At 61.3% G+C, this 20,015-nt stretch carries 13 protein-coding genes; 9 read left to right on the forward strand and 4 right to left on the reverse strand.

The genetic code is table 11. The features are described from left to right. Positions 1-125: 125 nt before the first annotated feature. Positions 126-2,288, reverse strand: a complete 2,163-nt coding sequence (gene uvrD / locus ADG881_RS10180; RefSeq protein ID WP_039927378.1) for a DNA helicase II — start codon at positions 2,286-2,288, stop codon at positions 126-128. Positions 2,289-2,484: 196 nt separating this feature from the next. On the opposite strand from uvrD, the gene ADG881_RS10185 reads away from it, so the two are divergent. Then, the gene (locus ADG881_RS10185) at positions 2,485-5,364 is read left to right on the forward strand and encodes a GGDEF domain-containing phosphodiesterase (RefSeq protein WP_039926578.1); all 2,880 of its coding nucleotides are present in this window, start codon (positions 2,485-2,487) and stop codon (positions 5,362-5,364) included. A 144-nt stretch (positions 5,365-5,508) separates the two neighbouring features. Here ADG881_RS10185 and ADG881_RS10190 read toward each other — a convergent pair whose 3' ends face one another. Further along, positions 5,509-6,492, reverse strand: a complete 984-nt coding sequence (locus ADG881_RS10190) for a hypothetical protein (protein WP_007148994.1) — start codon at positions 6,490-6,492, stop codon at positions 5,509-5,511. A gap of 86 nt (positions 6,493-6,578) precedes the next feature. On the opposite strand from ADG881_RS10190, the gene ADG881_RS10195 reads away from it, so the two are divergent. The 7 genes from ADG881_RS10195 (at position 6,579) to ADG881_RS10225 (ending at position 16,355) form a co-directional block, all read left to right on the forward strand. Continuing rightward, on the forward strand, positions 6,579-7,424 hold the full coding sequence (locus tag ADG881_RS10195; RefSeq protein WP_007150621.1) for a metal-dependent hydrolase: 846 nt from the start codon (positions 6,579-6,581) through the stop codon (positions 7,422-7,424). A gap of 230 nt (positions 7,425-7,654) precedes the next feature. Then, entirely contained in the window at positions 7,655-8,392 is a 738-nt protein-coding gene (locus ADG881_RS10200; RefSeq protein ID WP_007149250.1) for a hypothetical protein, read from the forward strand. Next, a complete protein-coding gene (locus ADG881_RS10205) occupies positions 8,392-10,137 on the forward strand; it encodes an SDR family oxidoreductase (RefSeq protein ID WP_007149806.1) in 1,746 nt (581 codons plus the stop codon). The genes ADG881_RS10200 and ADG881_RS10205 overlap by 1 nt, the downstream gene beginning before the upstream one ends. A gap of 155 nt (positions 10,138-10,292) precedes the next feature. Further along, entirely contained in the window at positions 10,293-11,138 is an 846-nt protein-coding gene (locus ADG881_RS10210; RefSeq protein ID WP_007151241.1) for a MerR family transcriptional regulator, read from the forward strand. A gap of 377 nt (positions 11,139-11,515) precedes the next feature. After that, on the forward strand, positions 11,516-14,614 hold the full coding sequence (locus ADG881_RS10215) for a penicillin acylase family protein (RefSeq protein WP_007150791.1): 3,099 nt from the start codon (positions 11,516-11,518) through the stop codon (positions 14,612-14,614). Positions 14,615-14,870: 256 nt separating this feature from the next. Further along, complete coding sequence (locus ADG881_RS10220; RefSeq protein WP_007150557.1) at positions 14,871-15,851, forward strand: NADPH:quinone oxidoreductase family protein; 981 nt, start codon at positions 14,871-14,873, stop codon at positions 15,849-15,851. A 99-nt stretch (positions 15,852-15,950) separates the two neighbouring features. Then, the gene (locus ADG881_RS10225) at positions 15,951-16,355 is read left to right on the forward strand and encodes a PaaI family thioesterase (RefSeq protein WP_039926580.1); all 405 of its coding nucleotides are present in this window, start codon (positions 15,951-15,953) and stop codon (positions 16,353-16,355) included. Positions 16,356-16,413: 58 nt separating this feature from the next. Here the strand turns inward: ADG881_RS10225 and ADG881_RS10230 are convergent, their stop codons facing one another. Further along, positions 16,414-16,857 carry a thioesterase family protein gene (locus tag ADG881_RS10230; RefSeq protein WP_039926581.1) on the reverse strand — a complete coding sequence of 148 codons (444 nt, stop codon included), beginning with the start codon at positions 16,855-16,857 and terminating at the stop codon, positions 16,414-16,416. A gap of 100 nt (positions 16,858-16,957) precedes the next feature. Here ADG881_RS10230 and ADG881_RS10235 point away from each other — a divergent pair, with 100 nt between their 5' ends. Then, on the forward strand, positions 16,958-18,568 hold the full coding sequence (locus ADG881_RS10235) for a class I adenylate-forming enzyme family protein (protein WP_039926582.1): 1,611 nt from the start codon (positions 16,958-16,960) through the stop codon (positions 18,566-18,568). A gap of 40 nt (positions 18,569-18,608) precedes the next feature. On the opposite strand, the gene ADG881_RS10240 is transcribed toward ADG881_RS10235, so the two are convergent. Then, positions 18,609-20,012 (reverse strand): phospholipase D family protein, encoded by a 1,404-nt coding sequence (locus tag ADG881_RS10240; RefSeq protein WP_007149318.1) that lies wholly within the window; start codon positions 20,010-20,012, stop codon positions 18,609-18,611. Positions 20,013-20,015: the final 3 nt, after the last annotated feature.

Consider the following 20,015-nt stretch of genomic DNA (forward strand, 5'->3'; position numbering starts at 1 on the left):
TGGGGTATCCTCCGATCCAGTGCAGCAGTGAGCCGCAACGTTTTCGTTCTTTTACGCGGGCAGGACGCCGAACGCCAAACGCCTGGAGTACGCATCCGGCGTCATGCATCAGGCGTCCAGCCGCTCTATATCACTTCCAGTCTCGCGTACTGGCTGACCAGCCACTTGGTGCCGGCGCCGTCGAAATTGATTTGCAGGCGCGCGTTCGGCCCCTGCCCTTCAAAGTGCAATATGGTGCCCTCACCGAATTTCGGGTGCAGCACCCGGGCGCCCAGGCTGATGCCGTTGGATTCGGTCTCCCGAATGGGCCTGGCCGCCCCGCCCATGGGCCGACTGAAGCCGGCGCGGGCGCGGATTTCTTCCAGCGTTTCGGCAGGGATTTCGCGCAGGAAACGACTGGGCGGATTGTAGTTCTCGTTGCCGTACAGACGGCGGCTTTCCGCATGGGTCAGGTACAGTTCGCGCATGGCCCGGGTCAGGCCCACATAACAAAGGCGACGCTCTTCCGCCAGCCGGCCTGGTTCCTCGCTGGACATCTTGTGCGGGAACAAGCCTTCTTCCATACCGGTAATAAAGACCACCGGAAATTCCAGCCCCTTGGCCGAATGCAGGGTCATCATCTGCACCGCATCCTCGTGGGCGTCGGCCTGGCCTTCACCGGATTCCAGCGCCGCATGGTCCAGAAAGGCGGTGAGGCTATCCAGCTCGGAGTCTTCATCCTCATCACCGAACTCCCGGGTAGCGGAAAGCAGTTCGCGCAGGTTTTCCAGCCGCTGCTGGCCCTTCTCACCCTTTTCCTTACCGTGGAATTCCAGCAGGCCGCTGGCTTCGATCACGTGCTCGGTGGTTTCCGCCAGTGATAGCCCCTCGCACTGCTGCTCCAGCTGGGCAATCAGATTCAGGAACACGGCCAGCGCATTGATGGCGCGGGCGCTAAGCAACTGCTCACCAACCACTGCCTGGGCAGCCTCCCACAGGGACACGCTACGCTGGCGCGCCACCTCCCGCAGGGTTTCCAGGGTCTTGTTGCCGATGCCGCGGGTGGGCGTATTCACCACCCGTTCGAAGGCCGCATCCGCATGGCGGTGGCTGAGCAGGCGCAGATACGCCAGCGCATTCTTGATTTCCACCCGCTCGAAGAAGCGTTGCCCACCATAGATACGGTAGGGAATCCCCGCCTGCAGAAACGCCTCTTCCAGCACCCGCGACTGGGCGTTGGAGCGATACAGTACGGCCATTTCCCGCCGCGCGGTGCCTTCCTGAAACAGCTTGTCCATGCGGCCGGCAATAAAGCGCGCTTCGTCCACTTCGTTGAAACCGGAATAGAGACGAATCGGGTCGCCATCACCGCCCTCGGTCCACAGCTCCTTGCCCAGGCGATCGCTGTTATTGCCGATCACCGCGTTGGCAGCTTTCAGAATGGTGCCGGTGGAGCGGTAGTTCTGCTCCAGGCGAATGGTGCGGGTGTCCGGGAAGTCGCGGCTGAATTTGTGAATGTTCTCGATCTTGGCGCCACGCCAGCCATAGATGGACTGGTCGTCGTCACCGACGATAGTGACCGCATTGTTCTCGTCCGCCAGCAACCGCAGCCAGGCGTACTGAATACTGTTGGTATCCTGGAATTCGTCCACCAGAATGTGCCGGAAGCGGCGCTGATAGTGGCCACGCAGATTGTCGTTGTCGCGGAACAGCTCCAGCACCCGCAGCAGCATTTCGTTGAAGTCCACCAACCCGCCACGCTCGCAGGCGTCTTCGTAGGCGAAGTAGATCTTCTGCATGGTCAGCGCGAACAGATCGCCGCCCACATCCATATGACGGGCGCGCAGGCCCTCATCTTTCTGGCCGTTAATGAACCAGGTGGCCTGCCGGGCCGGCCAGCGCTGCTCATCCAGCCCCAGTTCCTTGCTCACCCGCTTGATCAGGCGAATCTGGTCGTCCGCATCGATGATCTGGAAGCCCTGGGGGAGCCCGGCCTCCTGCCAGTGGGCCCGCAGCAGCCGGTGAGCAATGCCGTGGAAGGTGCCCACCCACATGCCATCGGCGGACATATCCAGCAGCTGCTCAATACGCCCGCGCATTTCCGCGGCGGCCTTGTTGGTAAAGGTCACCGCCAGAATGCCAAACGGCGAGGCCTGTTCGGTGGCGATCTGCCAAGCGATCCGGTGCACCAGCACTCGGGTTTTTCCCGAGCCGGCCCCGGCCAGCACCAGCAAATGTCGGTCATCGGCAGCCACCGCATCGCGCTGGGCCGGGTTCAAGCCATCAATAAGGGAAGTCACATCATCCATGGCGCGGAAGTTTAGCAGAATGTCTTCGCCTGTGATGCCCGCCTGCAAAGGCATTTTGCACCTCCCTGCCCGGCTTTCTCCCGCTTTCCAGCTTTCCTCCCGGTGCTTCATACGAAAGTCGGTTTCCCTCGCCCCCTACCTGTGGGTAAACTGGAAAACAAAAACACTCGGCCCCGAGCCAGAGGAAGCATTCACGGTGTCTTCGCAGTCTCCATCATCCCAGCCAGTACCACCGTTCAACGGTGTACTTAATGAACAGTGCCAATTGCTGCTAAGCGGCATTGCCGCCCTGTTGCTGCTGGAAAGTGCAGCCGCCATTACCCTGGTCTGGGCTTACTGGTTTACCCCGATTGCCCACCAGCCCCTGCTCATCTGGCTGGGTGTCATCGCGGTGATACAGATTGCCCGCCTGCTGGTTCTGCCCTATTGCCGTCGCCGCCTGGATGCGCAGGAAACCATGCCGTTCTGCCGCCGCATGCTCTCCGGGCTGGCCCTGTCCACGCCGCTACTGCTAGGCCTGGCCGGCTACCTGTTCAACCCCCTGGAAACCCTGTTCTCACCGCAAATGCTGGGCGCGCAGCTGGTTTGCGCCTGCCTGGGCCTGGGCCTGAGTGTCATGGCGCTGGCCGCCTACAGCAGCCATTTCCCCACCGTATTTCTGTACCTGGTGATGCTGCTGGGCCCGGCCGTGACCCGCCTGGCTGAAACCCAGCAGCACCACCCGTTTTCACTGATTGTGCTGATGTCACTGCTGGGGCTGTTCTTCCTGGTCGCCGCCCGCCGTATCAACCGCACCGGCCACCAGGCGATGATGCTGCAGGCCAGCAACCGCTCCCTGATTGATTACCTGAACCGGGCCCGCAGCGATGCCGAAGCCCTGAACGAGAAACTGGCCCAGGAAATCTACGAGCGCAAGGAAGCCCGCCAGCGGCTGCAGGAAACCAACGAACGGCTGGAAAGCATGGTGCAGGAACGCACCCAGGCACTGGGCGAAACCAACACCGCCCTGGCCGCCACCAGTGAACGGCTGGAACTGGCGCTGGAAGCCAGCAACATCGGCCTGTGGGACTGGATGCTGGATACCGGGCGCAACTACCACACCAACTTCGACCGCCTGCTGGGTTACGACAGCGCCTACTTCAAGAACTTCTTCGGCGACCTGGAAACCCTGGTTCATCCAGACGACCTGACCCGCATCCGCCGCGCCATGGTGTCGCACTTCAAGGGCGAAGACAGCCGCTACCACGCGGTCTACCGGCTGCGCCACGCAGACGGCAGCTGGCGCTGGATTGAGGATGAAGGCCGGGTGGTATCCCGCAGCCGCGACGGCCGCGCCACCCGCATGATCGGCACCCGCCGGGACATCACCGATGACCGCCAGGCCCAGGAACAACAACGCCTGGCCGCCACCGTGTTCGAAAACGCCCCGGAAGGCATCTTCATCCTTGATCAAGAGTTCCGTTTCCTCGCCGTGAACGCCCGCTTTGAACAGATCACCGGCTATTCCGAGTCCCTGGTCATTGGCCGCCGCATCCTCGAAGAAGAGCAGACTCAGCCCAACCGGGACACCTACCTGAGCATTACCACTGCCCTGCAGGAAAGTGGCTTCTGGGAAGGGGAAATCAGCGAACGCCGCCGCAACGGCGAAATCTTCCCCGAATGGTTGCAGATGAGCGCCGTCCGTGACGAGCAGAAACGGGTGATCCGCTATGTGGGGATGATGTCCGACCTGACCACCCGCAAGGAAACCGAACAACAGCTGCAGTTCCTGTCCAACTACGATCGCCTCACCGGCCTGGCCAACCGCACCCAGTTCCGTGAGCACCTGCACAAGTCGCTGACGCTGGCCCGCCTTAACCGGGAAAAAGTGGCCTTGCTGATGATCGACCTGGACCGCTTCAAGCCGATCAATGAATCCCTCGGCCATGAAATCGGTGACCGCCTGCTCAAGGCCGCCGCCGAACGTATTGCCCAACATGCTGGCGGCGAAGAAGCCCTGGCCCGGGTAGGCGGTGATGAATTCACCCTGCTGCTGGAGAATCACGGCGGCGAAAGCGGCATCAGCCAGCAATGCCAGAAACTGATCAACGCCATGAAAAAGCCGTTCCTGATCGACGGCCACGAACTGCTGCTGGGCGCCAGCATCGGCATCAGCCTGTTCCCGGATACCGCCAAAGAAGCCCAAAGCATGATCAACCAGTCCGACATGGCGGTGTATCAGGCCAAACGCAGCGGCGGCAATAATTTCCAGTTCTACCGCAGCAACATGCGCGTGGCGTCAGTGGAACAGCTGGCCCTGGAAACCAGCCTGCGCAAGGCCATCTTCAAGAACGAATTCGTGGTGTACTACCAGCCGAAAATGGAGCTGGCCAGCAACCGCATCACCTCGGTGGAAGCATTGGTGCGCTGGCAGCACCCCACCATGGGCCTGCTGCCGCCGGCGGACTTCATTCCCCTGGCCGAAGAAACCGGGCTGATTTCCGCCATCGGTGAACTGGTACTGGAGCGCTCCTGCCGCCAGGCCCACAAGTGGTACAAACAGGGGCTGGGCAACATCTGTGTATCGGTAAACCTGTCCGCTCACCAGTTCCGCAAAGGCAACGTGGCAGAAATCGTGGACCGGGTACTGTCCACCACCGAACTGCCCCCGCACCTGCTGGAACTGGAACTCACCGAAAGCCTGATCATGGAAGACATGGAGCAGAACATCGAACTGCTCCAGCAACTGCGCACCCGGGGCATTGAGCTGGCACTGGACGATTTCGGCACCGGCTATTCGTCGCTGAGCTACCTGAAGCGCTTCCCGGTGGACACCCTGAAGATCGATCGCTCCTTCATCATGGACCTGGACAAAAGCCCGGACGATGCCGCCATCACCCGCGCCATCATCGACATGGCCCACAGCCTGAAGATGAACGTGATCGCCGAAGGGGTGGAAACCGAAGAACACCTGAGCATCCTGCGCGATATGCATTGCGACAGCATCCAGGGCTACCTGCTCAGCCGCCCGGTGCCGGAAAACGAGTTGCTGGAATTGCTGCACACCCAGGCGTATCGAAAAGCAATTGATAATTAATAGTTAATAATTAATAACTCGCGGGACAACATTGGTTGGCCCCGTAAACGCAAGAGGCCGCGCCCTGACTTTGGACGCGGCCTCTTGGATTTAAAAGCAACTCGAGACTCGCCCGCGCAGCTATTAATTATTCATTATTAACTATTAATTAAGCAGTTCCAGCGTCTCCTCCGCCTGAAAATACCCCGCCAGATGCCGACGCAGCCACGCTTCCAGCAACCCTTCGCTCTGCAGCTTGGCCATCACTGGCGGCAGGAAGCGGCGGGCATCACCCAGCATCAGCTCGCGGGTGACGCCCAGCTCATCCAGCAGACCGGTGAGGCTGGTATCGCCATATTTATCAAAAAAGGCCTGCACCCCCGACTCCAGCATGGCATTGAAGTAATCCGTGTGGCGCAACTCGCGCCAGTACTCGAACACAATCACGAACAGCTCCTGAATATCCTCGCTGCTCACCAGCTCCTTGAGATCCGCCACCGGACGTTGGCCAAAGTCCTGCCAAGCGACCTTCACCAACTCACGCAGCTCGTCCAGGTTCTCGTCCCGGTACAGATACGGGTCACTCAGCAATTGTTCCATGCGGCGCAACAACCACTCCTGCAGCCGCGCTTCCAGGCTGGACAACCAGCGCTCCGGCAAGCGTTTGCTCAACTGGCTGCGCAGGGGGCCGGGCAAACCCTGATGCAGCAACGTCTTGAGCCCCAGCTGGGCGCCACCGGCCAACAACGCCAGCAGCACCGGGTTACGCCCCAGCCAGGCCATGCCTTCACGTGACAGAGGAATTTCCAGCCCTTTATCCAGCAGCGCCATCACCACGGCTTCGTCGATCACCTCCTCCACGATGCGTTCGCTCTGAATGGCGTGGTCATAGAAACGCTCAACCATATCGCCCACCAGCTCGGGAATCGCACCGCTGATATCCATCTGCACCGCGTATTTCTGCGCCGTGGCAAAAATTTGGTCAGCCTGCACCCACTGATTCAGGGAATAACCTGCCGCCCGTTCAAGGACATAATCCAGCTCATCAACAATCAGCGAGTCCAGCTGCTCCGGCGAGAGACGCGCCAACAGATATTCGACCAGCCCATCCAGTAAACGATTTGCCACTTCCTGTTTATTACTCGCCATTTTTTGCCTTTCCCGATGAAAAGTTCTTGATGCTGCGCACATCGATTGTATCATTGAATGATGTAACAGTTACGGAGGGACGCACAATGGCGATCTCGATACTCCCCATACGTCGAAACCTGAAATTCAACCTGAACCCGGCCAAAGCACTGACCTGGCACCGGGACGGCCTGAATGTCAGCCAGTTCCTCAACACCATGAGCCTGTTTTTCCCGGTGGGCGAGCGCTTCTTTATCGACAGCGTCCGTCACTATCGCGACCAGATTACCGACTCGGAGCTGAAAAAGGCAGTGACCGCCTTTATCGGCCAGGAAGCCATGCACGGCCGTGAGCACGAAGAATACAACGACTTCGTCGCCCAGGCGGGTATTCCGCTGCATGCCCAGGAAGCCTTTGTGGCCAAGCTGCTTGGCGCTGCCCAGCAATACAGCCCCAAATCGTTTCAACTGGCCGCCACCGTGGCGCTGGAACACCTGACCGCCATTCTCGGCGGCGGCCTGCTGGATCTGCCCGAACTCATGGAAGGCGCCGACGAGGGCTACAAGGCCATCTGGAACTGGCACGCTCTGGAAGAAACCGAACACAAGGCCGTAGCCTTCGATGTGTACCGCACGGTGATTGGCGACGACAGCGATCTGGGCGCCTACGCCCTGCGCAGCGGCACCCTGGTGCTTGCCACTGGCATTTTCTTTGCCCTGTTTATCCCCTTCTACCTGCACAACGTGCGCATCAAGGGCGGCCTGACCGACCTGAAAGGCTGGCGGGCCGTGGCCAAACACACCTGGGGCCGCAAAGGGATCTTCCTGAACATCACCAAACCCTGGTTCGACTGGTTCAAACCCGGCTTCCATCCGTGGGATCACGATAACAGCGAGCAGCTGCAAAACTTCGAAGCCCTGCTTGGCGACCTGCTCAACGAGGAAGCCGCCTAACCGTTTTACTTCACCGAGCTCTCCCTTTTCCGGTGACTTTCAGGGTCGGCACTTTGCCGGCCCTTTTTTTTGCCGCGCTGCGGCCGCAGCGCGCTGGCAAACCTGCCGAGATCGAGTCGTGTCGAAGTAGCTCTTCACCAGCCGTTTTTGCCCCCGCAATTGGCCCTGGGGAGTCATCACCCGGGTAACAATGCCAGTCACGGCGGTTGACCGTGACATTGAGCACTGTAATGATCGAACTCCATTCCAACGACAACATGGCGGAGGCGTTCATGAACGCATTCTGGACCCCGGACTCGCAGGCGCTGGCGCCTTATCTCGCGGCCTGGCAGCAGGCGCACAAAGGGCTGCAGATTATCGCTGGATCCCTGCAACCGGGCATGACCGAGCAGGATTGCGAGCTGCTGATCCGTGACTGGTTACGTGCGCACCAGCTGTTCGATCCGGCCCGCCCGCCAAAGGTGCGCTTTACCGCCCAGCCAACCCGCCGTCGCTTTGGCCTGAACAGACCGGGAAAGCGCCGTTACCGGATCGGCATGGGCTATATACTGCGTTGCGATGCGGTGCAAAACGGCTACGCCGCCAAGGCCTGCCTCAGCGGCCCCGACGTCGTTCAGCTGGCCGCATTACACCGCCGTCTGCGTGACTATCGCGACCAGCTGCCACACGCCCTGGTCCGGGGGGAAACACCCCAGCAGCTGGCTGACCGTTTCCCCGGCCTGCGCCAGCACTACCGCCTGGCGCCGCTCACCGGCACCCTGCCCGAAGGGAACCGCATCGGGGAAGGGCCGCTGATACCCGGCCTGTGGCAATGGCAGCTGACCCTGAGCGATGGCACGCACAGCGTCGGCAGCAGTGAATTCCTGCTGATGGACGACCAGGGCCCGCGCTGGCTGACCGACACTCCGGCGCACCTGCTCGACACAAACAATAACGGCAATAACCACAAGCAAGAGGAAGCAGCCTGATGGTGCAGTGGCGCGACAGCAAAGTGAGCCGTGATGGCGTAGATCTGGCCGTACGGACCTGGAGTTCCGACAAGAGCCCCACCGTGGTGCTGGTTCACGGCTATCCCGACGCCAATCATGTCTGGGAAAAGGTGGCAGAGCGACTCAGCCGGGATTTCAAAGTGGTCGCCTATGATGTCCGCGGTGCCGGCAATTCCTCTATTCCAAAAGGTCGAGCAGCCTACAAGCTCCGCCAGCTCCGTGACGACCTGCATGCGGTGATGGATGCGGTTTGCCCCAATGAGAAAGTCCACCTGGTCGGCCACGACTGGGGCTCCATTCAGACCTGGGAGTCGGTCACCGACCCCGGCGCGGAACAACGCATTGCCTCCTACACCACCCTGTCCGGCCCCTGCCTGGATCACGTGGGCCAGTGGATGAAAGCCCGGCTGCGCGAACAGAAAATTGGCACCGTACTCAATCAGCTCGCCCACTCCTGGTATATCGGCGCCTTTCAATTACCGGTGCTGGCGCCGACTTTGTGGAAAGTCGGGCTGGCCAAGGCCTGGCCCCAGTTACTGCGCCGCAGCGAAAACCTGCACAGTGAAACCAGCGCCACCCAGCAACAGGACGGCATTCACGGCATCGAACTGTACCGCGCCAACATGCGCCCCTCCTTGCTCAAACCCCGGGAGCGCTATACCAAGGTACCGGTGCAACTGATCGTTGCCCGCGAAGATAACTATGTGCGCCCTGCCATGCTTGAAGACCTGCATCTGTGGACCGATCGCCTGTGGCGCCGGGAACTGGACTGCGGCCACTGGGGCCCCTTGCTGCAACACCCGGACGTGACCGCCCGCTGGATCCGCGAGTTCATTCAACACATCGACGGCGCCCCTGCCAGCGGCCCACTGCAACGCAGCGAAGTGACCGGCACACACCCGAAAGGCCCGGACAGCGGCAAGCGGGTTGTGGTCACCGGAGCCGGCTCCGGCATCGGCCGCGAAACCGCGCTAGCCTTTGCCCGCCGGGGCGCGCTGGTGCTGTGCACCGACATCAATGCCGAGGCCGCCGCCAGCACCGCCAGCATCATCATCCGTGAAGGCGGCGACGCGCTCAGCCGCAAATGCGACGTGAGCAACACCCGCTCCATGGAGGCCCTGGCCAACTACGTGGAAAAGGAACTGGGCGCCCCGGACATCCTGATCAATAACGCCGGCATCGGCCTTTCCGGCTCACTACTCGACACCAGCGTGAAGGACTGGCAACAGGTGCTGGGCGTGAACCTGTGGGGCGTCATCCACGGCTGCCGGTTATTCGCCCGCCAGATGGTCGACAACGGCAAGGCCGGGCATATCGTCAACGTGGCTTCCGCCGCCGCCTTTCTGCCCTCGCGCATGCTGCCCGCCTACGCCACCAGCAAAAGCGCGGTGCTCATGTTCAGCGAATGCCTGCGTGCAGAAATGGCGGAGCACAACATCGGCGTCAGCGCCATCTGCCCCGGTATCATTGATACCCCCATCACCCGCAGCACCCGCTTTGTGGGCGTGGCCGACGAAGAACAAAGCCGCCGCCGGGAGGATGCCGCCAAGCTGTACCAGCGCCGGGCCTATACCCCGGACCGGGTCGCCCAGGCCATTGTTGAAGCCGTACAAAACAATCGCGCGGTGGTGCCCGTGAGTCCGGAAGCGCGGGGCATGCAGTGGCTGGGACGCTTCACCCCATCCCTGGCCCGCAATCTGGCACAAGTGGATATGACGCCTTAGAAGAAAACGCCATACGCCTGGTGCCAGACACCAACAATCAAAAACCTCTGGGTATATTTAACCGTCCGGCCTCAGGCTTCAGGCATTCGGCATATTGCGTGCCGCGTCTCTTTCCCCTTCTAGCCCCAGTGCAAAAAGGGGGCTATCATCGCCACATGAAAACCAGTGACCGTAATCCCGCAGCGATTCTGCGCAGCCTGAAAAAATACACTCAGCCGGCAGAACAACAGGCCCCGGCTGACACCGGCGACCACAAGGAATTCACCATCGACGAACTGGCCCGCGAAGCCAGCTCGACGGTGCGTAACGTGCGTGCCTACCAGGACCGCGGCATCCTGCCGCCCCCGGAAAAGCGCGGCCGCACGGGTATCTACACGGATGTGCATCTGGCACGCCTGAAAATCATCGGCGCCCTGCTGGAACGCGGTTACACCCTCAACAACATCCGCGATTTGCTCAGCGCCTGGGAACAGGGCCGCGAGCTCAACGATATTCTCGGCCTGGAAGTGGCCGTTACTTCCTGGCAGAACCCCAGCGTCCCCTCCTACGTGGACTACCAGGATCTGCTGGATGACTTCGGCGAAGACATCACCCCGGAAGTGATGACCAAGGCGGTCAAGCTCGGCTACATCATTCCCGAAGGCATGCGCCTGCGCCTGCCCTACCCGCGCGTCTACAACGCCGGCAAGGAACTCAGCGAAGCCGGCGTGCCGCTGGATGCGGTACTCACCCATGTGAGCCTGGTCCGCGAGGAAGTGGACAAGCTGGCCGAGCGTTTCATCGGCATGATCATCCACCACCTGGTGGATGAAAAGTACGGCGACGAAGCCCTCCCCGAAGGCGAAGACGTGCCCAAACTGGCCGACTTCATCACCCGCATCCGCCCACTGGCCGATGCTGTGGTCAGCGATGAACTGGGCCGGGTACTGGAAAAAAGCATCAACAAGATCCTCGTCGACCGCCTGGCCAACGTGCTGGCGCATATGGAAAAGAAGGGCTAGCACGCAACACGCAACACGGCGCGGATAATGCAGAGGCTACCCAACCTCTGCACCCGCGCTATCACCGAATCGCGGGCACAGAACTGAATACCCCCCCCCCCTCGCTTGCCCGCGTTTGAACTTCCAACTTTAAACTTTCAACTCACCCGCACGCCCAAACCTGCTCTTCCCTCCATGTTGCGCGTGTTGCATGAAGCGTGTTGCATGCTGCGTTAAGTAGGCTTTTCTTTCTGTTTTGTTGCCGCCTCTCCCCCCATACCCATGGGAATGCCAATCTTGGGACGACCGTGCGAAAAATTGCGTCATTGCTCGATCCCGCGCAACCCTCGCACCAAAACAATCTCGCGCCAAAACAATAAAGTCCCGAGGAGAGCACCATGAAACCCGGATTTGTCATGACCGCGCTGCTTGCCGCCAGCCTGATCAGCGCCTGTGGAGGCGGGGGCTCCAGCAGCCCCGCTCCGGTGGCCAACACGCCCACCCCCAACGTACCCACGGAACCGGAAACACCCACGCCGGAACCGCCAGCGGACCGCCCCGCCACCGTCTCCGCGCCCTTTGCGGATTACGGCACCGTGCTCAACATCCTGCCCCCCGGCCAGGATGATATCGGTGGGCTCAGCAGCCTCACCGCCGACATCCCCGGTCTGGGGGACCTGGTCGGCACCCTGCTGGATGATCTGGTCGCGGAAACCGGCCTGGTCCCCGCGCTCACCAAAGAGCCTCACTTCGATGATCAGCTGGGCCTCTACGACGCGCTGGTGCGCAGCGAACCGGAACTCACAGATGATCAACTCACTGACTACTTCAAGGCCGCCCCGTTGCTGGGCCCCGACGCCGGCAACTGGGAAAGTGAGCTGACTCTGGATGCCGCCGGTTACCAGGTGGACATCAAGCGGGACAACTTCGGGGTGCCGCACATTTACGGCGACTCCCGCCGTGACGCCCTGTTCGGGGTCGGCTATGTCACCGCCGCCGACCGCCTGTTCCTGCTCGACGTACTGCGCCGGGCTGGCCGGGGTGAACTGTCGCGCTTCCTGGGCCCGGCGGATTTCTCCTTCGACCAGGACATTGCGGTGGATGCGCCCTACCGGGAAGAAGACCGCACCACCATGATCGCCAAGACCATCGCCCGTTTCGGTGACGACGGCGCCCAGGTATTCGAAGACGCCACCAACTACGTGGCCGGGCTGAACCAGTACGTGAGTGATGCCCGTGGCGGCCTGCTGCAAGTGCCGGTGGAATACGTGGCGCTGGGCGTGCAACTGGAACCCTTCGTGATTGAAGACGTGGTCGCCATCGCCACCCTGATTCAGGGCATCTTCGCCGGCGGCGGCGGCAACGAGCACAAGAACGTGCTGCTGCTGCAAGCGCTGGAAGAACAGACCGGCAGCGCGGAAAGTGCCTGCGCCCTGTGGAAAGACCTGCGCAATGGGCTGGATGCGGAATCCTCCGTCACCACCACCCGCTCCTTTGCCACCCAGTCACCGCCGACCCTGCCCGACCTGTGCCCGCTAAGCGGCGAGCTGGCCGGCCAGTTCCCCGGAGCCGTCATGTTCGACGCCGGCTCCTTCCAGGCCCATCAACCGTTGACCCATGAACCCTGCGGCCGACCCGGCCAGCCCCAGTGCCCTGAGGCACTGGGTAATGTCCCCGCTCTCCCCGGCACCGGTGTAGTCGGCGGCCTGCTGGATACCGTGGGCGATTTGCTCGGTGGCATTTTGTCCCTGTCATTCCTCCACGACGATGGCGCCCAACTGGGCTCCCAGTGGGCCACTCTCACCCGACAGGTTCGCCAGCTCGGCAACGCCTCCGAGGAGCGCCTGAGCGACGAACAACGACAGGAAGTCATGCAACGCATTGCCGGCATCGAAACCGGCCTTAACGGCCTGCGTGATGGCTTCCCGAGCACCATGTCCAATGCCCTGCTGCTCAATGCCAAGCATTCCGCCAGTGGCCAGCCGCTGGCCGTGTTCGGCCCGCAGACCAGCTACTTTGTCCCGCAGCTACTGCTGGAAATGTCTATCCATGGCGGCGACCTCAACACCCGTGGCATGACCTTTACCGGCCTACCCTATGTGGTGATCGGCCGTGGCCCGGATTTCGCCTGGAGCGCCACCTCCGGCAGCTCCGACCTCACCGACGTGCGCGTGGTACAGCGCTGCTCACCCGCCGAAGCCCCCGCCCACGGTGAAGGCGGCTATCAGGTCAACGGCCAGTGCAAACCCTTCGACGTGATCGACGAAGAGTGGGTGGCCCGCTGGAACCTGGCCTCCTCCACGGACCCGGAAGCGGTCGGCCAAAACGAAGCCGTCCAACGCCGCGTGATCCGCACCGAGGAGTACGGCCCGGTGATTGGCTTTGCCACCGTGTCCGGCCTGCCCGTGGCAGTGACCCGCCAGCGCAGCACCTACTTTGCTGAACTGGATACCGCGTTGCCCTTCATGCAGGCCACCCGCAATGAGGTGCACGATGTGCAGAGTTTCTACGACGTGTTCTACAACACCACGGGCAGCTTCAACTGGTTCTATATCGACGACCGGGATATCGCCTTCTTCCATTCCGGCGACTACCCCCAGCGTGCCAACGGCATCCACCCGGAACTGCCCAGCTGGGGCAACGGCCAGTACGACTGGAACGGCTTCCTGCCCCAACAGGCGCATCCCCAGGAGAGCAATCCGGAACGTGGCTACCTGGCCAGCTGGAACAACCGCCCGGCCCGTGACTGGTGGGCTGCGGACGCCCACGCCCCCTATGGCTCCGCCCACCGCAACGACATCCTTGATGTGCGCCTGCAACAACTGGTGGAAGAAGGCAGCGTCACCCGGGCACGCATGGTAGAAGCCATGGGCGATGCGGCCACCGTGGACCTGCGCGGCCAGGAAATCCTTCCCCATGCCCTGGCCCTGCTGGAAAGTGCGCCCGTCACCGGCGACCAGGACAGCGCCATCCGCCTGATGCAGGACTGGGTCACCAACGGCGCCATGCGTCGCGACCGGGACGGCAGCGGCAACTACGATGAAGAAGCCGCCGTGGCCCTGATGGATGCCTGGTACCCGCTGATGATCGATATCCTGCTGCCACAGGTCACCGCCGTGGAAGACGTGGACGGCCAGAACCTGTCGCTGATGGGTCGTGACAACAAGCCCGGGGCCGGCGGGTCCGCCTATAACAATGGCTACTACGGCTATGTAGGGCGAGTGTTGGAACAGGCTCTGGGTACCAGCGCCAACCCGTATCGGGCCCTGCGCTGTGCGGATAGCGATGACAGCAACGCCTGCCGCGATGCCCTGGCCGACAGCCTCAACCAGGCCATCGAGCAACTGGGCGGCATTGCCAGCATGGACAGCTGGAACGTGGACGAAAGCCAGGACCAGATCCAGCACCGCGCCATCGGCCTGTCCGGCGTCGCCCCCATCCACTGGCAAAACCGCCCCACCTTCCAGCAGGTAGTGGAATTCACCGGGCACCGGTAAAGCAGGAGCGAGTTGAAAGTTTAAAGTTAAAAAGCGCGGGGCAAGCTCAAGGTTTTGAAGGGCCGTGCCCGCGCCTTTACCGTTAACCGCGGGCACAGCATCGCAAGGCGTCCCTGCCTGGCCCGCGTTTCAACTTTGAACTTTAAACTATTCATTTCCCTTATCCCTCTCAATGCGCCCCATGCATTTGTCTAATGCGCCCATCGGCGTTAGCGTCTCCTACACATAAAAATTCTGATTTTCGGGAGAGCTACGCATGCGCGCCATTCTGTGTAAGGAACTGGGTCCAGCCAACACGCTGGTCATTGAAGACATCGCATCCCCTGCGCCGGGCAAAGGCGAAGTGAAGGTGCGGGTAAAAGCCGCCGGCCTGAACTTCCCCGACACCCTGATCATCGAAGGCAAATACCAGATCAAACCGGAATTGCCGTTTTCACCGGGCGGCGAAATGGCCGGCGAAGTGCTGGAAGTGGGCGAGGGGGTAAAAAACTTCAAACCCGGCCAGCGGATCATGGGCCTCACCGGTTACGGTGCCTTTGCCGAAGAAATCCTGGTGCCAGATAACCGGCTGATTCCGGTGCCCGATGGCATGGACGACCACACCGCCGCCGCCTTCTCCATGGTCTACGGCACCAGCTACCACGCGCTGAAACAACGGGCCAACATCCAGCCAGGGGAAACCCTGCTGGTGCTCGGCGCCAGTGGCGGCGTAGGGCTGGCTGCGGTGGAAATTGGCAAGGCCATGGGCGCCAAAGTGATCGCCTGTGCCAGCAGTGACGAGAAACTGGAAGTGGCCAGGGAAGCCGGCGCGGATGACCTGATCAACTACGCTGACGAAGACCTGAAAGAGGCGCTCAAGAAGCGTTACCCGAAAGGCGTGGACGTGATCTACGATCCCGTGGGCGACAAGTTCACCGAAGCGGCCCTGCGCAACATGGCCTGGAACGGTCGCCTGCTAGTGGTGGGTTTTGCCGCCGGTGACATCCCCAAGATTCCCGCCAACCTGGCGCTGCTGAAAGGCTGCTCCATCGTCGGGGTATTCTGGGGCGCGTTCACCCAGCAAGAACCGAAAGTGAACATGCAGAACATCATGGAACTGTTCCAGCTGTTCGGTCAGGGCAAGCTTAAGCCGCGCATCAGTCAGGTGTTCAAATTCGAGGAGTACGAACAGGCGCTGGCCGCGCTGACCTCGCGCACCGCCAAAGGCAAAGTCGTACTGGACGTGGCCGGTCAATAACCGCGCAACGCGGGGCGGAAATGGCCGCAAAGCCATTTCCGCCGCTTGACCCCGCCACCACACAACCTGCCTACGCCATTAACCAGAAAGGATTCTAGTATGAGCGCAATACCTGAAGATTTTGGGCCCCTCTCACGAACCAGCCCGTTCACGGATTTGCTCGGCCCGATCCACGAAAAGCGAGCCGCAAACGGGCTGATCATCGGCATGCTTGCAGAGAAAAAACACTGCAACGCCAGGGGCATTGTTCATGGTGGCGTTCTGGGGACCCTGGCCGATATTGCCATGGGATACAGCTCCGCGTTTTCCACCGAACCTCCCACGCCCATGGTGACGACCAGTCAAACCATGGATTATGTGGGCAAAGCCGAACAGGGGGACTGGATTGAGGTGCATACCGACGTGCAGAAGGTCGGTCGCAGCACCGCCTTTGCCAACTGCTATTTCCATATTGGAAGCAGACGCATTGCCAGGGCCAGCGCCATCTTCAGCGTCATTGCCTGAAAACGGCCATCCACCAAGTCAGGCTCGGCGGCCCCTTCATTCCCCTTTCAGCCTGCTCTCAACCCCGACCACTCTGATCAATCACCACCCCCGGCGCCCCGGCCTGCAGCAGCTCGCGCAGGTCGTCCGGCACCGTGGTTTTTTCGAACGGCTCGGTGGTCATCATCACGTACACCGCTTCCGAATAGGCAATGGCACGGCCATCATCCGCGTGGCGGATGTCTGCCTGAAGTGAAAACGAGGTGTTGCCCATATGAGTGAGTGAGACGAACACATCCAGCACGTCGTCAAAGCGTGCCGACGACTGCCATTGGGTCGTCAATTTCACCACCTGATTATCCAAACCATCCGCCAGCAACTGGCTGTAATCCCGCCCCAGGGCACGCATGAATTCGGTCATGGCGATGTCCACGTAGTCCCCGTAACGGGCGTTAAACACCACGTGCTGGGCATCGCATTCGTTGTAGCGCACCCGAAATCGAAAGCAAAAAGGATTGACCATACATCACACCTGATTCTGTGAAATCGCTGTATTGCGAGCAAACATACCGAAGAGTATGCTCGATATATTTTCGGAATTCTATTCCACAAATGGAGAGCCCATGACTACCGCCAGCGACGCCATGCCCCGCTACGCCCCGGAACGAATCGACGAGGTTTTCACGCCCCTGCCCCAGCGCCTGCAACACTGGGCCGATACCCAGGGCGACACCCCCGCCCTCTACGATGAAAGCGGCATGCTGACCTGGCGCCAACTGGTCGACAACATTAACCAGGTGGCCAACCAACTCATTGAGGCCGGGCTGAAACCTGGCGACACCGTCACCGGGTTATCGGAAAACAGCGCCCGCTACCTGACCCTGTTCCTGGGCACCCTGACCGCCGGCGGCTGCATGGTCCCGCTCTCCGGCATGGCCTCCGGCGACACCCTGGCACTGATGATCAACGATTGCGACGCGCGCTTCCTGTTTGTCTCCGACAAGCATCGTACCCTGATCGACCCCTTGCTGGGCGATCTGGACAACATCCCTGCGCAACACCGCTTCAGCCTGGATTTCCAGGCACCGGGGTGGCGCGCCCTGGATGACTGGATCGCCGACGCCGACACCAGCGCGCCGCATCACATCCCGCAGCCAGATGACCCGTTCAACATCATCTACAGCTCCGGCACCACCGGCGTCCCCAAAGGCATTCTCCACGATCACCGCATGCGCGCCCGTCAGCTGGAGCGAGTCACCGACCTGGGCTACGACCAGAGCGCCGTCGCCCTGGTCTCCACGCCGCTCTATTCCAACACCACCCTGGTGTGTGTGCTGCCTACCCTGTTTGCCGGCGGCACCCTGATCACCATGGCGAAATTCCACAGCCAGCGTTACCTGGAACTGGCCGAGCAACACCGCGTCACCCATACCATGCTGGTGCCCGTGCAGTATCAACGGCTACTGGATGACCCGGCGTTTGATCGCTTTGATCTGAGCAGCTTCAAGGTGAAATTCTCCACCAGTGCGCCCCTTCGTGCACCGTTGATTGCCGATGCCATGGCACGCTGGCCGGGTAATCTGGTTGAGTTCTACGGACTCACCGAAGGAGGGCTGTCCACAGTACTTAACTGTGCCGAGCACCCGGATAAATGGGCCACCGTGGGGCAACCGGGCGAAGGCTGCGAAGTGCACATCATCAACGAGGATCTGGAGGAACTGCCTGCCGGGGAAATTGGCGAAATCGTGGGCCGCAGCAGCGCCATGATGCGCGGCTACTACAAGCGCGAGGACAAGACCGAGGAGCTGCTCTGGACCCGTGCCGACGGTGCCGTGTTCTATCGCACCGGGGACATGGGCCGGCTCGACAGTGACGGCTTCCTTTCAGTGCTGGATCGCCGCAAGGACATGATCATTTCCGGGGGCTTCAATATCTACGCCGAAGACCTGGAAAAAACCCTGCTCAGCCACGACGACATCACCGATGCGGCAGTGATCGCCATTCCCAGCCGCCAGTGGGGCGAAACCCCGCTGGGGCTGGTGGTGCTGCGCGAGGGTTGCGATACCGACCTGACCACCCTTTGTGACTGGGCCAACCAGCAACTGGGCAAAGCCCAGCGGCTGTCCGCACTGGAACAACGGGACAGCCTGCCGCGCAGCACCATCGGCAAGATTCTCAAACGGGAACTGCGTGCCCCCTACTGGCAGGAACAGCCTCAATCCGCGCGGGGCTAAGCCTCACTGCCCCGGCCAACGGGTCGGGGCAGTCACTAGTTTATAAAAACCGCTCAATCGGCAACCGCGCCAACAACCACGCCGCCAACCAGCGCACCACGCTGACCCGCGGCTCACGATATAACACCTCCGGCACCCCCTCCTCACCGTCTGCCGCCCAAGCCAGCTTGCCGTCTTCCCGGGACAGCCGAAAACTGTTTTCCGGCGCCAACCCTTCTTCGATAAACGCCGCCACCTGTTGCCCCAGTTCGGCAGACGCCACGTAGTAACCCATCTCGGTATTCAGGTGCACCGAGCGCGGGTCGATATTGAACGAACCGACAAACACTTCGCGACGATCCAGCACCATGGCCTTGGTATGCAGGCTCGCCTGGGACCGGCCTTTGAACAATCGCACCTGGCGACGCAGCGCCCGGGCATTGGGCTGCAATTCATGCAATTCCACCCCCGCCGCCAGCAACCCCGGCCGATAACGGGAATAGGCACCGTGGGCGGCGATCACATCATTGGTCGCCAGGCTATTGGTCAACACGGCCGCACGGCCACCTCGCTGCCGAAAGCCCGCCAGCGCCTCCACAAAGGCGTCACCCGGAATAAAGTAACTGGCTTCCATCAGCAATTCGCGATGGTCTTTCCTGCCCAGTAACCGGGCCAGCTGCTCACCCATCAATGTCTGCTTGGCACCGCTGGCCTTGTCCGGGCTGTCGAACAACAACGCCGCCGGCGCCTGCACACATTGTTGCTCCTGCTTGCTCAGGTACTCGGTAAAAAACGCTTCGTGTTGGGGAAACAGGTAAGGATAACCTTTCAGGGAGGTGCGCCAGCGTCCCAACCAACGCCAGACCCGTTCCGCCGTGGCCTCGGTTCGGCGCCGGTAACTTTTCATGGGCACCGCCAGCGGGCTCTCCCAGAACGCATCAAACGCCGTGCGGGTATCTGCCACGATGGCACCCTGGGCATACAGATCCAGATCACGGAAATTGGTGGACGCATTGACGCCAAAATAGTGGTCGGCAATGTTGCGCCCGCCCACCAGCGCCCGCTCCCCGTCCATGATCCAGGCCTTGTTGTGCATGCGGTGATTAAGCAGCGGCGCATGGTAGAGCCACTGCAGAAAATATTTATAGCGACCCTTGAACGGGTTGAACAACCGCACCTCGATATTGGGGTGCGCATCCAGCGCCGCCCACTTCACATCCCGGCCCAACTGATTGGCATGATCCAGCAACATGCGCACCTTCACACCCCGCCGCGCCGCTTCCAGCAGACGATAGATCAGCAGCTTGCCGGTGGTGTCGTCATCCCAGATGTAGTACTGCACATCCAGCGTGCGCTGCGCCAGCCGCGCCAGGGTGACACGCAGGGTAAACGCCTGATCGCTGTCGGCCACCAGTGAAAAATATGACACCGGCGTGGGCGTCGAACCGGATGGTGTCTGGCTCATTGG

It is taken from the genome of Alcanivorax sp. DG881, assembly GCF_000155615.1.
In the GTDB taxonomy this organism is placed as follows: Bacteria; Pseudomonadota; Gammaproteobacteria; order Pseudomonadales; family Alcanivoracaceae; genus Alcanivorax.